20 protein-coding genes and 1 pseudogene are annotated in these 14,540 nt (G+C 60.5%); 10 read left to right on the top strand and 11 right to left on the bottom strand.

Annotated features, from left to right (window positions below; translation table 11 throughout):
* Positions 1-371, top strand: a 371-nt coding sequence (locus RQH62_RS24240) for a hypothetical protein (RefSeq protein ID WP_311271216.1), incomplete at its 5' end; no start/stop codon positions are given.
* A gap of 95 nt (positions 372-466) precedes the next feature.
* Here the strand turns inward: RQH62_RS24240 and RQH62_RS24235 are convergent.
* Positions 467-1,774: a hypothetical protein gene (locus RQH62_RS24235; protein ID WP_311271215.1), complete on the bottom strand. Its 1,308-nt coding sequence runs from the start codon at positions 1,772-1,774 to the stop codon at positions 467-469.
* Positions 1,775-2,177: 403 nt separating this feature from the next.
* Between RQH62_RS24235 and RQH62_RS24230 the strand changes: the two genes are divergently transcribed.
* Positions 2,178-2,351: a DUF6771 family protein gene (locus RQH62_RS24230; RefSeq protein WP_311271214.1), complete on the top strand. Its 174-nt coding sequence runs from the start codon at positions 2,178-2,180 to the stop codon at positions 2,349-2,351.
* A 29-nt stretch (positions 2,352-2,380) separates the two neighbouring features.
* Positions 2,381-2,719 (top strand): hypothetical protein, encoded by a 339-nt coding sequence (locus RQH62_RS24225; RefSeq protein WP_311271213.1) that lies wholly within the window; start codon positions 2,381-2,383, stop codon positions 2,717-2,719.
* Positions 2,720-2,886: 167 nt separating this feature from the next.
* On the opposite strand, the gene RQH62_RS24220 is transcribed toward RQH62_RS24225, so the two are convergent.
* Positions 2,887-3,156 (bottom strand): helix-turn-helix domain-containing protein, encoded by a 270-nt coding sequence (locus tag RQH62_RS24220; RefSeq protein ID WP_311271212.1) that lies wholly within the window; start codon positions 3,154-3,156, stop codon positions 2,887-2,889.
* Between the two features lie 413 nt (positions 3,157-3,569).
* Here RQH62_RS24220 and RQH62_RS24215 point away from each other — a divergent pair, with 413 nt between their 5' ends.
* Positions 3,570-3,965: a polyketide cyclase gene (locus RQH62_RS24215; RefSeq protein ID WP_311271211.1), complete on the top strand. Its 396-nt coding sequence runs from the start codon at positions 3,570-3,572 to the stop codon at positions 3,963-3,965.
* Here the strand turns inward: RQH62_RS24215 and RQH62_RS24210 are convergent.
* The 6 genes from RQH62_RS24210 to RQH62_RS24185 form a co-directional block, all read right to left on the bottom strand.
* Entirely contained in the window at positions 3,962-4,876 is a 915-nt protein-coding gene (locus RQH62_RS24210; RefSeq protein ID WP_311271210.1) for a HEPN domain-containing protein, read from the bottom strand. The two genes, RQH62_RS24215 and RQH62_RS24210, sit on opposite strands and share 4 nt — an antisense overlap.
* Before the next feature lie 83 nt (positions 4,877-4,959).
* A complete protein-coding gene (locus RQH62_RS24205; RefSeq protein ID WP_311271209.1) occupies positions 4,960-5,178 on the bottom strand; it encodes a sigma-70 region 4 domain-containing protein in 219 nt (72 codons plus the stop codon).
* Positions 5,175-5,423, bottom strand: coding sequence for a hypothetical protein (locus tag RQH62_RS24200; protein WP_311271208.1), 249 nt, complete (start codon positions 5,421-5,423; stop codon positions 5,175-5,177). The genes RQH62_RS24205 and RQH62_RS24200 overlap by 4 nt, the downstream gene beginning before the upstream one ends.
* Positions 5,424-5,425: 2 nt before the next feature.
* Positions 5,426-6,370 (bottom strand): zincin-like metallopeptidase domain-containing protein, encoded by a 945-nt coding sequence (locus tag RQH62_RS24195; RefSeq protein WP_311271207.1) that lies wholly within the window; start codon positions 6,368-6,370, stop codon positions 5,426-5,428.
* Positions 6,371-6,834: 464 nt separating this feature from the next.
* Positions 6,835-8,637 carry a ParB/RepB/Spo0J family partition protein gene (locus tag RQH62_RS24190; RefSeq protein WP_311271206.1) on the bottom strand — a complete coding sequence of 601 codons (1,803 nt, stop codon included), beginning with the start codon at positions 8,635-8,637 and terminating at the stop codon, positions 6,835-6,837.
* Between the two features lie 342 nt (positions 8,638-8,979).
* Complete coding sequence (locus RQH62_RS24185) at positions 8,980-9,816, bottom strand: DUF3883 domain-containing protein (RefSeq protein ID WP_311271205.1); 837 nt, start codon at positions 9,814-9,816, stop codon at positions 8,980-8,982.
* A gap of 102 nt (positions 9,817-9,918) precedes the next feature.
* Between RQH62_RS24185 and RQH62_RS24180 the strand changes: the two genes are divergently transcribed.
* The 5 genes from RQH62_RS24180 (at position 9,919) to RQH62_RS24160 (ending at position 12,863) form a co-directional block, all read left to right on the top strand.
* Positions 9,919-10,119 (top strand): DUF5818 domain-containing protein, encoded by a 201-nt coding sequence (locus tag RQH62_RS24180; RefSeq protein WP_311271204.1) that lies wholly within the window; start codon positions 9,919-9,921, stop codon positions 10,117-10,119.
* Entirely contained in the window at positions 10,116-10,310 is a 195-nt protein-coding gene (locus RQH62_RS24175; protein ID WP_311271203.1) for a DUF6961 family protein, read from the top strand. The genes RQH62_RS24180 and RQH62_RS24175 overlap by 4 nt, the downstream gene beginning before the upstream one ends.
* A 102-nt stretch (positions 10,311-10,412) precedes the next feature.
* Positions 10,413-11,180, top strand: a complete 768-nt coding sequence (locus RQH62_RS24170) for an N-formylglutamate amidohydrolase (RefSeq protein ID WP_311271202.1) — start codon at positions 10,413-10,415, stop codon at positions 11,178-11,180.
* Positions 11,181-11,556: 376 nt separating this feature from the next.
* A complete protein-coding gene (locus tag RQH62_RS24165; protein WP_311271201.1) occupies positions 11,557-11,928 on the top strand; it encodes a PilZ domain-containing protein in 372 nt (123 codons plus the stop codon).
* Between the two features lie 383 nt (positions 11,929-12,311).
* Entirely contained in the window at positions 12,312-12,863 is a 552-nt protein-coding gene (locus RQH62_RS24160) for an opacity protein (protein WP_311271200.1), read from the top strand.
* A gap of 60 nt (positions 12,864-12,923) precedes the next feature.
* On the opposite strand, the gene RQH62_RS24155 is transcribed toward RQH62_RS24160, so the two are convergent.
* Positions 12,924-13,130, bottom strand: coding sequence for a hypothetical protein (locus RQH62_RS24155; RefSeq protein ID WP_311271199.1), 207 nt, complete (start codon positions 13,128-13,130; stop codon positions 12,924-12,926).
* 272 nt (positions 13,131-13,402) lie between these two features.
* On the opposite strand from RQH62_RS24155, the gene RQH62_RS24150 reads away from it, so the two are divergent.
* Positions 13,403-13,621: a hypothetical protein gene (locus RQH62_RS24150; RefSeq protein ID WP_311271198.1), complete on the top strand. Its 219-nt coding sequence runs from the start codon at positions 13,403-13,405 to the stop codon at positions 13,619-13,621.
* 316 nt (positions 13,622-13,937) lie between these two features.
* On the opposite strand, the gene RQH62_RS24145 is transcribed toward RQH62_RS24150, so the two are convergent.
* Both RQH62_RS24145 and RQH62_RS24140 read right to left on the bottom strand, forming a co-directional pair.
* A complete protein-coding gene (locus RQH62_RS24145) occupies positions 13,938-14,345 on the bottom strand; it encodes a BLUF domain-containing protein (RefSeq protein ID WP_311271197.1) in 408 nt (135 codons plus the stop codon).
* Between the two features lie 85 nt (positions 14,346-14,430).
* A pseudogene (locus tag RQH62_RS24140) lies at positions 14,431-14,540 on the bottom strand (IS630 family transposase); the annotation flags it as partial.

Genomic DNA, 14,540 nt, shown 5'->3' with positions numbered 1-14,540 from the left:
CGCCATCACCGCGACCGCTCATACGAGGCTCGTTTGACTGCTCGATGTCCATGCTCACGCCTCCTCAAAGGCCGCGAGCTTTCCTATTCCGGTGCCGGCAACAAGGCCGCCTTCCGTCGGCGCTTACGCTGATTCTGTCGGAGACCGATACTGCAGGGCCGGTCACCCATCCCGAATATGATCCGTTCCTAGTGCGCTTTTATGGCGCACTGCTCGTGACGATGATGGCGGGCCGCAGCCGCGGCGAATCCTCGATGATCGCGGCATGGCAGGAGGCGATCGCGGACGACCCCCTCCCCAACAGCCGCAGCGCCGAGGCGATCGCGATGAGGCTGCTGGCAATGCCTCTCGAGTCGAATGAAGATTTCTAGAGCGGCGTTGTCGCAGGCGACGGCATCGCGGCTGCCCTTGACGATTGCGATTCCTCATGCTCACCGGCCGTGGCCTAGAGCGGGCCGCCGGGCCGCTAAACCTTCACATCGCCGCCATCAGCGGCGGACTGTCGCGAATGAACCCGTTCACGGGCCCACTCCGCGTCGCTGTTCGCCTCCGTTTCCGCCGAGAACATCCGCCAGCTGCCCCGCTGCTTCGAGATGAAACGCTGGATGATCATGTGCTCGACGTCCACATGGTTATCGAGAGGCTGATGCCCGCCGCGCTCAGCCGCGTCGGTAAGGCGCCTGGACCTTTCGATGATTTTTGCCTCCTGCTCGGCAGTCATCTTCGGTGTTGGCGGTTTCGGGTCACGCCACGCCGGCATCCTCATGTCCCAGAGGTTTGCGACCGCACCTTGGTGATCAACCGGCGGACTGCTCGCCAGCGTGAAGAGGCCCTTCGCCTTCTCCTCTTCTGGCAAGGCGGCGAAGTGAGCATTCAACACCGAGAGGTCGGCCTTGAGATCAGGTCCCCAGACGAAGCGCTGGCGGTCGTCCATGAATAGCGGCGCAGATGCCCGGTGCAGCTTGTCGCCCGAAACGAATATGTCCGCGAATGGCAGATAGTAGAGGTAGCTGATGTCGACTCGGTTGCTCGGTCTCTGATCTGAGATCAGGCCGTTTGAGAGGCAAAGCTCGAAGAAGAGGTCCACTTCCAGGCAATGCGCGGCGAATGGCGCATATTGCCTCAGCGGCGGCGAGCCGGACGCCTTCCAGTTCCGCACCATCAACGGAAGTGCTCGCTTTGGCATGCCAAGCAGGCCGTGCGCCATCAGGAGCGACCGGTAGTTCTGACCTTCGGCATCGACCATCCTTCGGGCGAGGTCCCGAGCGGCGTGGTGGGATTTCGGCCGATCCTCCTTCCGCATCATGGATTGGTATGCCTTGGCTATCGCAGGCAGGTCGATCTCATCAAGGTGTGCGCGCCACTGTTGCGCGAACGCCCGCTCGACATCGAGGAACCGTCCAGCCTGCCACCGGTCGAACGCCTCGCGCTCGGGCGACTTGCGGTAGACGACGCCTGCTTTCCCTTCGACCCGAACGGGAATGCCTCCGGCAACCGCGGGTCGATGGTCAAACTCCTCGGCGCGCTGTCCGAGCAAGTCATCCAATATCACCTGCTGGTGGTAAGTGTTTACGTAACTATGGGCGACCGGGGTCCTCTCGGCGAGACCGCCAACGACCTGCTCCGCCGTCCGTCCCCGAGCCGTCTCCTTCGTGAGGTCCGCCATCGTCTCAACAAAGAACAGCGGCGTGATCACGCAGCTGAACATCTGGTCCAAGATCACGGATTCGTCCACCGACAGACTCTGAAGGAACGACTTGTCGAAGATCAGCATCGCTCCCACGTTTCAGCGCACCTTAGCCTCGGTTGATGGTCTTTGAATCATCCTGGGCACTCGCTCCATTGTCTCGTCGTCCGACTTGCGAACCGCAGCATTACACCCTCAAATAGCATTATAGCCAGCGCGTCATCTCAAGGCCCCCGTGCACGTTCTATAGTCGTCTTCGAACACCCATTGCGCCGCAAGCATGTCTCGCGCTTCGCCTCGATAGAAGCGCACAGCCGCAAGCATTTTGAATGGCAGCTTTCTAACGGCAGATGCTTCGAAGCGGACTGAGCACAATGTCCCACCTTGAGCCGGAAAGCAGTCCTCCTGCCGCCGCGCCAGAGGCGCTCAAGTCCGATGCGCGATGATAAGGAATTTGCCAATCGGCCCGCCGCGCCACATAGCCGCCCTCATGATAGAAGATATCTCTGCGCTGATCCTCAAAACGATCGAGCGCGCCCCACAATGGCTACGACACGATCTCCTCTCCAAGGATGCCGGCACACGAAGCCGGGCGGAGGAAACCCTTGCAGCCATGATCGTCGATACCCTGCCACACGGAACGGCCGGTGCCGCCGAAGGTTGAGACCAGAGGGCTTTTGAAAGATCAGGGCGATGCGCGTTTCCACATTGCCGGCATACTTAAGGCGAGCGGTTTTCATCCTGCTTTTTGTCATGACGCCGACGCTCGCCTACAGCCGCGACAGGGTCGAAGTGCAATGCGCCGAGGGTCGCAGTTTCGTTCTGGAGATCGAGGAGCGGGGTGCCATCGCCTCCTTCGAAGGCCACCAACTCATTCTCCCGCGCCGACCGCTTGACCTGGGCGCCTATTACAAGAGCGAGGAAGGGGCCCTGCTGATAGATGGCTCCTTCGCAGCCTTCGTGCCTGCCGGAGACCCGAACTGGCGTGACTGCCAGATCCAGGCGCCTGCTGACGCGGATATTCCCTCCTGATCGGACCGGCCTTCTATTGAAACAGGGGGAGCGATAGCTACATCGGGAGTGTCGTTTCTTCCCCCTTTTGGAACGACACTCCCTGAACCTTGGCCCCGCTGTGAGCATGCTCCAGCGGGGCGATTTTCAGAAGCAAACCTTTCCCCGATTTGGCCTGCAAGGGCACATCATGGCCGCCTGTTGCGGGCGATCAGCTGGCGCAAGCTCTCGACCGGAATGAGGGTGGAAGCGCCGATCTTCACCACCTCGATGTCCCCGGACTGGATCAGCTCATAGAGCTTGGATCGCCCTATTCCGGTCATCCTGACCGCCATGGATATGCGGACGGACAGAGGCTCGAAAGGCATCTGGTTCCGATCGGTCCCGGCTGCATCCGGGCCATTGAGGTCGATCAGCCGACAGGCGCGACCCCGATGCTCCTTGATGATGGCAGGCATATGCAAAGCTCCTTGTTGAGAGCCCTGCGGAGGTCGTGAAGCCGTCCAATAATATCAGTTTCCCTCATCAATTCAACAAGATGCTTGTGGTCCATGGACCACGGCACAAAATTTAGCGTTCTCAATGGACTAGCGCGCTCGGAGAATGGCCGGTGGTACATGGACCACAGATATCCTGTTCGCGCCATACATGTATCACAGCGATATATAGCTGATATTGCACAATATTCCGGCGCAGCACCCGTGCGTAAGGTGCATTACACTCGGCCTTGGCCGTGCGTCCGATACTTTGCAGCGCCGCGCCGCTGCGTCCGCATTGAATCCCCGATGGGCGAACCTGCCAGCCAATCGGTGACAGCGCCGCCCAACGGCGCTACCCGCCAACGATATTCGAATCAGAAAGGACCGGCGCCATGCTGCCCGCGCGCACCTACAGCATTTCCATCAACCGCGACTGGCAGGCGCTCTATGAAGCGATCTGGTGGCCGGAGGTCTTCCCCAAATGGGCATCGGGCCTCGCCGAATTCGACCTGCGGCAGGAGGGAGACAAATGGCTCGCCGATGGTCCGGAGGGGCCGATCACGATCCGGTTCACGCCCCATAACGATTATGGGGTGATGGATCATTTCGTCGATACGGGGGACGGCAAGGAAATCCATGTCCCCCTCCGCGTCATCCAGAATGGCAACGGGGCGGAGGTGATGCTGACGCTGTTCCGTCAGCCCGGCATGGATGATGAGATGTTCGCGCGGGATGCCAAGTGGATTACCCGCGATCTGCGGGCGCTCAAGACTTTCGCTACCGGCTAAAGGGCGGCCTCAAGGGCGGCGATCTTTTCGCTACAGACGATATGGACGACGCGGCCCAGCTCCTCGACCTGGGTGCCAAGCCAGGCCAGCTCTTCCTCGCTGATGGTGTAATGTTTGGAATAGCGCGCCTTCACATAGGCGTCCTTCAGCTTCTCGAACATCGCCCGCTCGGCCCGCGTGTCGCGCGGCCAGACGTTGAACAGACGGAAATCGAGACGCTCGGCTTGGGTGCGCAGAAAGTTCAGATTGTGGACATGCGGGGTGTAGAAGGTCGATACCAAGAGCACGCAATGATAGAGCCGCTCTGTGGTCTGATGCAGATCGAATGCGGCATCCTTTAGGAGCCTCTCGGCCAGCGCATATTTCGCGAGCTTGTGACGACCCATCGCGCTGGGCATCCATTCTTCAAAATATTCCTTCGCCATAGCCAGCGCTTGCGCCGGCGTTTTCGGCTTCGGTTTGTGCAGTTCGCTGGCGTCGGCCTGATAAAGCGCGATTCCCTCACCGGCGACGTCCATGAAGAAATAGCGCCCATGGGCGAGCCCATCGTTCACCTCTTGCAAGGTGTGAACGATGAAGTTTACCGGGGTCTTGAGCGTCTGGGTGATGGCCAGTTCGCGCATCAGCCGCTCGTCGGTCTTCTCCCAATATTGGACCCGGTCGGTGAGTTCCTTCTGGTTGACGATGATGAGCAGGTCATAATCGGACTTGTAGCCCTTGGCGGTATGCGGCTCGTCCACCCATCCGCCCCGCGCATAGCTGCCATAGAGGATGATCTTGTGGATGCGGCCCGCCTTGCGCTTGCCGGTGGCGAGATTGTTGGCGTCACCGAATTCCTCGAAGATAATCTGCACCACGCGCTCCAGTTCGCGCTGCTTGGCGGGCGGCAGATGGTCGAGGTCGGTGCGCATCGCACCTCTCCTAGCCAAACAGCGCCCGTCCACCAAATGAAGATGAACGGACGCGGCCCGGAGATTATCGCCAAAATGGTGATTCATTGCAGAGGCCCATTTATCTCCCGCACCAGATGCTTGAGCGCGGTAGCGAAATGCCGCTCCACCGCGCCCGCATCCTCCCCGATGCGAAGGGCGATCTGCTCATAGGTCAGGCAATCGAGGCTATGCAGAAGGAAGACGATGCGGGGGATGGCGGGAAGCCCTTCCAGAGCCGCGCGGTAGCGCTGGCGCTCGGCGGCATGGGGATCATGGGTCATGCCTCGATCTCCCAATGCCAGTTGATAGACAGGAGGTCGTAAAGATGGACCAGCTCCAAATAGATGTCGGCCAGCATGAAGCCCATTTCCTCGTCCGCCGTGTTCTTGTGCTGCACCTGATCGACGGTCATGGCGGACCAGTCGATGGTCGCCAGATGGTTTTCGCGGGTGTGGCAAAAGCGCTCCAGCCGTAGCGCCCTGCCATCAAGCCATGCGATCCGGGCGTGTATCTCGATCCCGTTCATAATCATTCCCCCTCGCCAACAGGATCGGCGTCGTGCGGCTCGTCATCGGAACCGGACGGGGGTAGGAAGGCGAGTAGATAGTCGGCGGCCTTGCTTGCCTGACTGGCGGCGCGAAAGATCGCCTTGCTGTCCTCGCGCAGGACGGAAAGCCATGCGCCCAGATAATCGGCATGGCGGACGGTCGGCACGATCCCCAATTCCGCACACAGGAAGGCGCTGGCCATTTCGGCAACCAGTTCTTCCCGCGCATAGGCGGGACTGCCAAAGCCGGTATCGGGTAGACGATCCAGCCGCGAGCGATGGCCGGTCCAGTGCCCCAGCTCATGGAGGGCGGTGCGATACCAGTTGATCGGCTCATGGAAATGTTCGGGCCGGGGCACACAGATATAGTCGTCCTGCGGGGCATAAAAGGCTTGCCCTCCACCAACGCGGATGTCCGCGCCGGTTGCTTCGATCAGCGTCTGCGCAGCGGGAAGGGTCAGCGCCTCGCCCCACGTCGTGATGGCGGCCATGGCCCGGTCGCCCAATCCATCGCACTGGTCGGTGTTGAAGACGGTGAAGCGCTTCAAGAAAGCAATCTGTCGCGGTTCGCCATCCGGTCCGGTCGGGACATTGTCGCCTTCCTTGGGCGTGAACCGATCCGCATAGCAGACGGTCGTGCCTCGCTCCCCCTTGCGGACATTGCCGCCCAACGCCTGCGCCTGAGCGTAGGTCAGCCAGCGCTGCGACCCGTAACCCTCCTCGAACAGACGGCTCCACAGGATCAGCACATTGATCCCCGAATAACGCCTGCCGGTCCCTGCGTTGCGGGGAAGCCCTAATGCCGCCCTGCCATCATCCCATGGTCGCACCCATGGCAAGGTGCCTTCCTCGATCTGGGCGATGATCCGATCCGTCACCTCACTGTAGAGGGTAGCGCCGGTCCGTCCCTTATCCTGATACCCCATTTCCTTTCCCCTTCCCGCATCGCACCGGCCGCCGGAGGGGCGGGGGTGGGCGGCAGGAGCGGACCGGCAGTCCCACCGATCAAGGCGGGCTGCACCCGAAGGGCCGCAACGCAGTGTAGGAGTTGGGGCGAAGCCCCGACTTGCGGCTCGCCGCGGTGGGACTAGAGGTCAGCGACGCCCACCCCCGCCGCGCCGTCGGCCGATAAGACATGAAAAAGACGCCATCGCGCCCCGCGCGATGACCGCAGCCAGAAACTTCGCGCTGCCTACCGCAGCGCTCCGCATCCACTCAGCCAGACATCGGGATCATGGGGGACGTCAGCCATCAGGCGCTGCCGCCTGCCCAGCCAACCTCGCACCCAACGATGATGCCAGATGTCAAAAACCACCCCCGAAAGGGGTATTGACCAGCACGTTCCGCAAAATGGCAGGCGACGGTTCTCCGCCGCCCGCCATCGACTCAATCATGCTGCCCGTTGAACGGGTTCGTCCTCGACCGGGCCTTCACGGTCTTCGCCGATCTCTGCGACTTCCGGTTCAACCTGTTCCGGCTCGCCCTCATCCTGCGCCTCCAGAAGTGGAGCCACCGTCCCCCACCGCTCGACGCTGCCAACGCCGCCCCGTTCGGTGTAGGTGGAGGGCGGAAAGGCCATCCAGCGCGGCACCCAGCCATCGCGCTTCTCCCGACCATTGGTCCCGGCCAGACAATCCCGCACGATCTGCCGCTGCACCTTCGCAGTCGCCCCGGCATTACCCGACGCGGGTTCCTCCCCCGCCACATCGCTGAGGACATGCCCCATCACCTCCCGGTCGCGGACAAGGTCGAGCAGCGCATCGTCCGCCTGCCAGCATGACGCCATGTCGACACCAAGCTGAACGCCCAGAAGTTCGATGAGCGCCGACCCGGCTTCCAGCGTCTCACCCATGACGATGGCGAGAACGCCCAGCACCATGGCGTCATCGAGATCGAGCAGCCGCAGATAAAGCGAGATCAGCTCTCGATCATAGCCATGGCCCGTGACGGTCGGCATATCGGGATCAAGGCCAAGCAGGTCGAGCGCAATCCGCCGCTCCTTGTCGAAACCGGCTTCCGATGCGCTATTCTCGACACTCTCGCTGATCGCATCCGTCGCGCCACGCTGCGAGGCAACATCCACCCGCCAGAGCGACGACCCGGCAATTGCATGGGCGACCATCAGCCGCAGGGCGATGGCGGGCGCAACCGCTACTTTGGCGCGAACTGCGGCATGACGATGCAGGTCGATATAGCTGGCCAGCGGTGCCGACAGTTCAGGCCGAACAACCTTCGCCACGCTGCCGCCCTGCTCCAGCCTGCGCGCTTCTTTGAGGGTCACATAGCCCTCATGGAAACTGACGTCGCCGCCATGGCCCATGGTCACATAGACGCGCCCGCCTTTGCCCTTGGCGCACCGCTCATGCTCCCATGAATAAAACGCCTCGCCCCGCGCCATGACGGCAATGTCCTGCCATCCAGCATCGCGCAAAGCTTCCACCCGTTCAGCAATCGCCGCCTCCTGCATCTGCCAGAAGAGGTCGGCATCGGCGAAATAGCTATGTTCGCCGAACAGATCGGCCACGATGCCGCCCTTATAGTCGGCCGGATCGAACAGAGCCTTGTCGGTCGCGATGGCGCTGCCACCCAGCAGCCAAGATTTGACATGATGCCCCATCGGTGGCCGGGCATCCTCATCGTCAAGCAGCGCCAGCCATTCGCGCTGTCGCGCCTTCGACGCCAAGGTAAGGTGCCGCACAGTCACGGCATCGATGCTGTCGCTGCGATAGAGATTGCGGATGCGGGGCAACAGATTGCCCAAAGCCAGCGTCCGTTTGACCTGCAAGGCTGTGAGGCCGAACGTTAGCGAAATATCCTCGGGCGACCGGCCTTCCTTCACCAGCCGGGTGAACGTCTCCCACCGCGTCACCTCGTCAGGATCGAGCCGCGCGATATTCTCGATCAGCGAGGCTTCCAGCGCCGCCGCATCGTCGCCCGCCTCCATGATCGCACAGGGCAGCGGCTCAACGCTTCCCTCCTCCTGCGCCACGATCATCGCGGCATGATAGCGCCGCTTGCCCGCGACAACCTCATAGGTAGTGGGGCTACCGTTCTGCCGCACGATCAGCGGCACCAGCACGCCTCGCGCCCGAACGGATGGCAGGATATTGGTCAGGTCCGGCGCTTTCTTCACGCCCCGCATGTTCGCAGGCGAGATCGAGAGGCAGGCAATGTCGATATGCTTGAGTTCCATCTTCCTTACTCCTCTTGCGCGCACCGGCCCCGGAAAGCGGAGTGGGCGGCAAGAGCGCACCGGCAGGCCCGGCAAAGCGACGGGCTGCATCCAAAGGACCGGAACGCCAGTGAAGGAGCCGCGCCACCGGCCGGCTTGCCGCCAGCCGCGACGGGCCTAGAGGGAAGCGACGCCCACACCGCTTGGCCGGGACCGGCCGACGCCATCGCGCCCAGCGATGTCCATTGGCGATCCTCCTGGATCGCGCGTCAGCGATCGTCGCCCGGCAGGGCCGAGACAAGCAAAGCGCAGGCTCGGTGAAGCGCAGCGGAATAGAGCGCAGCCCGAAGGGGACGCCTCTCTTTAGAAACTCGCCCGATACGCCGTAGGCAATAGGCCGACATGATCCGCCAACGGCGGCTCCAACTCGAACGCCTTGGCCGACCCCGCAAAATCATAGACGCGCAGAAGCCGGAAGGCATCCGGCCGCTCCTGCGAGAAGGCCAGCTCATTGCTCGAAAGGTAGAAAGGCGTCCGCGCATGTCCGAGCGTGGTCTTGACCTCCAGCAGCCGCTCGCCGCCATCCAGGCCATAGGAGCGGATATCATAACCCGCCCCATCACCATCCTCCTGCGCCACCCAGCGCACCTTGCGCGCCAGATCGTCTCGCCCCGCGTTGGAAAGCCGATGCCGCTCCGCATGAAAGGCCCGCTCCTCGCCCCGCAGCCCCAAGGACCGATTGCGGGCATCGCGCGCGGCCGGATCGAATTTGCGCACCAGCCACTCAAGAGGCTGCGTGCTGGTCTTCTCGCCGACGACAAGATTCGGCGGATCAACAATAGGCAGAGCCGCAATGTCGTCGACGACCACTTCATCGAACGTCACAAGAGAGGCTGGCCGATTCGGGGAGCCAAGGTAGCGCCCGACCCCGTCGATCAGCGCACCCTGAAAATTCTCGCGCGGCTTATAACCTTTTATGATGGGCAACCCCAGCCGCTCCAGCACCGCGCTGATATTGCCATGTTTGAACTCGATCGAGGCATGGGAGCGATGGATCAACTGCTGAAGCGCGATATTGCGGTGAGACTTCACACAGGGCTGCCCCGCCAGTTCCATCTGGAGCATCGCGAAATAATCCGCGACGATCAGATCAATTTCCCGATCCGTCCAGTCCGATCCTCTGCTGTCCATCCCCGCCATGGGTGATCGCTACCATGCAAGCCGGCATTGTCCAATGCCAAGCCCTCGCCTATCCAAGACAATGCGACCCCACTCAATCCACATTCGAGGTGAAGAAAGCTGATGGCCCGCTACCGCCCAATCACATTGGAGGGACTGCTGATGCAGGACAGACGCCAACTTGTCCTGCGCATGGCCGATGGCGGACAATGGCGTCTACTGGCGCTCGGCAGGCAGGACCATCTTCTCGGCCGTCATGTACGCGTCGAAGGTGCGCGTGAGAGCCATGACATTGTCGCGGCTGACAGGATCATAGCCAAATGACGCTGACCGATGAACAGGTGCCGTGGGGCGCGGCATCCATGTTCATCCGCACCCATGGCGACCACGCCAACGCCTATGCCGAGAAACGAATTTCTGCGCTGACCGCCATCGGCGACGCCGATGGCGTCACGATGTGGAAGAAAATCGCCAGTTCCCTCAATCAGCTGAGCGAGACGGGATCATCAAATTAGCTGGGTCATTTGATGTTACGCTTGGCAGGCTCTATCTCGCGCCTGTCTCCACCCGGTGAAATGGGTGGCGATCGTCGGCAACGGCATTAAAGGAATATCCCGATGGCCGGAGAAGCGGCGATACTATTGGGTCCGGACAATCCGGCGCCGTTCGCCATCGATAACGCGGAAGGCCGCTCGCCGTTCCTGTTGGTCGGGGATCATGCCGGAGCCGCCATTCCCGCGTCGCTGGGCGATCTGGGCCTGACTGCCGCAGACCGGGCGCGACATATCGCTATCGATATCGGCACGCGGGGGGTTGGCAGGGCATTGGCGCACCTGCTTGACGCGCCTTTCATCCATCAGACCTATTCGCGCCTCGTGATCGACTGCAATCGCGACCCCGGGCATGAAAACGCCATAGCCATCCAATCCGACGGCACATACATCACAGGCAATAGCGCATTGGATGACGCAGCCAGGCAAGCCAGGATAGCGGCGATCCACACGCCCTATCATGCGGCCATATCGGCCATGCTCGACGCCAGACAGACGGCGGGGACTGAGACTATCCTGCTTTCGCTGCACAGCTTCACCCCAAAGCTGAACGGAATTGTCCGGCCTTGGCAAATAGGCGTCCTTCATTGGCTTGGACGCACGGACTTCGCCACGGCCATGCTTGCGCAATTACAGGGCGACCAAGCCATATATGTCGGAGACAACGCGCCCTATCGCATGGACGCCACCGACTATACGATACCTCTCCACGCCTTTCCGCGCGATCTGCGCTATGCAGAAATCGAGATCCGACAGGATCTCGTCAGCGATCATAGCGGGCAGGCCCATTGGGCCGAGCAAATTCAGAAGGCGGCGACGTCGGCATGGCGATGATCGCCATTTCCGCGCGGCCGACCCTTGCATGCCGCGTTTTAGCCAATTGCTTTCTGTGCAGCGAACTGACGCTTTTGTATCAATTGTGATCGACTTCCAGCGACCGGGCCGGAGCCGATTCAGACCGCAATAAAGCACAGCTGCGGCACCGTCTGCCAAGATAGTGCGGTGCCGGACTGCGCAATCAACGCCGGCTGCGACAGGACTACTCCCGCAGGCTTTCGACCGGGATGAGGGTAGCTCAGTCGATATTCACGATCTTGATCCTGCCCGACTGGATCGGTTCACAGCTTCGATCACCCGATGCCGATCAGTCTGATCGCAGCGAGTCGGGAACAATCCACGCGCAGGTTGGTCTAAATATGGGGACAACAGGATGACAATGATGCTGAACGCACTTGCCCGCACCCCAGAGCGCCGCCACCAGCCACGCGAGTCCGCCAACGTGCCTTGCACGGTCAATTGGTCTGGCCTCTATGAATTTGCCACGATCAAGAACATGTCGATCTACGGCGCACAGCTGGAAGGTTTCGTGTTTCCGCCAGCTGGAACGCCCGTCACGATCGTCGTCAATCAGGTCGAACTCTGCGCGTCGATAATCTGGGCCGACGGCGAGAAGTGCGGCGTGCTGCTGGAACATGATGTCGATCCTGCCGCCTTTATCCGTGAGCATTCCATCCGGCCTTTGGGGCATGACCTGCCACCCACCGGCACGATCACGCAGCTTCTACCGCGTGGCGTTTGCTGAAGGGCCGGGCGAGCCTTTTCACCGTTCCTATCTGAAAAGATAATGCTGGCAATCGACTTGCCGGTTGGGCGAAGCGCATCGGGGTGCGAGCCTCTCGCAACGATGCTTCGTCCGCACCCTGCCTGCCGCGACAAGGTGAAATCCTTGCAGACCGCTGAGGCTTATAAAAAAGCCCGCCCCAGCAGGCCGGAGGCGGGAAGAGATGAAGACTGCAAGGGAGGGGAAGCCGCTTGCTGCCACAATACAAAGGTCTAAGCCCCCAGTACCCGCCCCGGAGTGCCGTTGCGTAAATGCAACACTTTAAGATTGTTGGCATTTCTCCGAAACTTGTTGCGATGCGACATGTTCTGCCGTCGACCTAATCGACACTAATAGGGGTTTGTATGAAAAAGTTTCTCGCCGCCGCAGCCATCCTGGCTGCTTTGCCTGCTATCGCTTCTGCGCAGGAAACCGCGCCTGACGGCACCGACGCTTTCGGCGTCGAGCCCTATGTCGGCGTGCTTGGCGGCTATCACACCTTTGACCGTGGCTCCGAATTCGGCGCCATCCCTGGCGAAACCATCATGAATGGTGCTCTGATCAGCGGCATCGCCGGTGTCAACGTTCCGCTCGGTCCGGTCTTCGTCGGTGTGGAAGGCAACGCCACGAAGGGCTTTAGCGACATTGACTGGGAATATGGCGTCAAGGGCCGCTTCGGTGCGCGTGCTGGTGAAAGCGGCCTGATCTATGCGTCGGCTGGCTATCAGTGGGTGAACGGCAAGGGCGGCTGGCCTGATCGCAAGGACTGGATGTACGGCGCCGGCGTTGAAGTCGGGCCTAAGGAAATTGGTCTTGGCGGCATCACTGGTAACAGCGGCGTGCGCCTGCGCGTGCAGGTCGACACCTATGACTGGGACAGCTTCCGTCCCATGGCTGGCGTCATCTTCCACTTCTAAAAATGTGATCTGACCAAAATCAACCCCGTCAGCGCCCATCGCTGACGGGGTTCATTATGACTATTGATAGCCGCCTTCCTTTTCGCGCTGCTCTGCGGCATCCTTTTGCGCATCTTCCAGCGCATCGGCGTCCTGGTCTTCCTCCTCGGCATCGACGTCGACATCAACGTCCTCGTCCGTGCCATCATCGGTGCCGGGCAGATCTTCCATCGATGTGCCCTGCATGTAGGTCTGATCATTCTCGCCTGGAATTTGTTCGGGGAACATGGCTCTCTCCTATCAGCTATGAACTGAGCCAACCGGTGAGGGGAGAGCATGTTCCGTCCGCATGGGATCTGCGTCTATGCAGCGACGCGATCGCGATCCTGATGCTTTGCCTGATAAAGCGAGGCGTCCGTTCTGCGCGCTGCCATTGCGGTCATCGACCTGAGATGATGCGTGGCGGTTATGAGAGCAGCTCGCCACATTGGCAGTGGATCATGCGTCAGTTTGCCGAAGTGACGATGCGGGCTACTACAGCGCAACCATAGGAGATTTTAGTGGAACCGAACGAACAGGGCGAAACCTTTGGCGCATGGTTGCTGAAGCAAATAGGCCGCGATGACTGGATCGGCACACTCGCCAAGCAGGCCAAGGCGGACCCCCGTTTTCGCGCCGCAATGACTCCCGATGATCTTCGGAAGAAACTCCAGCAAGCGGGCGCAGAAGGCGATAGTTTTGAAGCATTAGATGATGCGGAGGCGGAGTGGACATCCTAAACCGTACACGGTCGGAACCATCACCCAAAAAATATCGTTTTAGGGCTGCGTTCCCAACGCATATAGTCCCCGCATATTGCCCCGCCTTGTGACCCCGAGGCGGGGTCTTTTTATCGATAAGGGCGACCCGATGCCGTCGCACCAAGTCGCCCGCCAAGCAGTCTATTGGCGCTCTACTGATCGCATCTATCATCCCAGGGTCAAGCGCCGATGCTGCCGTATCCTGATCGGCACCTGGCGACCTTTCATTTAGCGCTTCGCGAAAGCCCCGATTTTTCTCCAGAAATCATTCTAGTCGACCAACGCCAGACTTCAGCTATGTTCCGGCGTGGGTTTCGGCAAAGCCGGTAAAGTAGGCGCGCAGCGTGGGGTCGGCGATTGACGCAACTATAGCGTTCACTTGATCTGCGAGCGAAGCTGAAGCTGCGGCTTCGCCGCCTTGTTCATATCCCATTGACCATGAACCAAATGCCCTTTCTTCGACCGCCTTGTCGTGAAGTTTCACCAGAGCAAAATGACGAGGATCATGCTTGATCCGTTCATATGTCTGGATCACTGCTTGGTCGGGGCCTTCAAGCACTTGCAAGAAGCGTCGCCCGCCCACGACAAGCAACCCCGTAAGGTCTGCCTTGGCGTTTGCCGCACGCGACTTGGAGAGCAGCTCTTCAAGTTCCGATGCGTCCAGAATGGACCGAGCTGTGCTGATATAGAGCAAGCGTTTCATTTCGATCTCCGCGTAATGGAGACAAATCTATGAAAGAACATAGAAAAAAAGATTAACAGCCTGTTTAACTTAGAGCGTTTTTCGATCATTCCAGATCATACCCGCACGAACTGAAGTAGTTGGCACATTCCATTGGCTGGAAGATATCGACGAGTTTGCCGATCAGGCCCCACAGTCCGCTGACGGTTCTTTCTT

Source organism: Sphingobium sp. WCS2017Hpa-17 (assembly GCF_031843765.1).
GTDB lineage: Bacteria > Pseudomonadota > Alphaproteobacteria > Sphingomonadales > Sphingomonadaceae > Sphingobium.
This window is presented reverse-complemented; position numbering and strand designations above follow the sequence as displayed.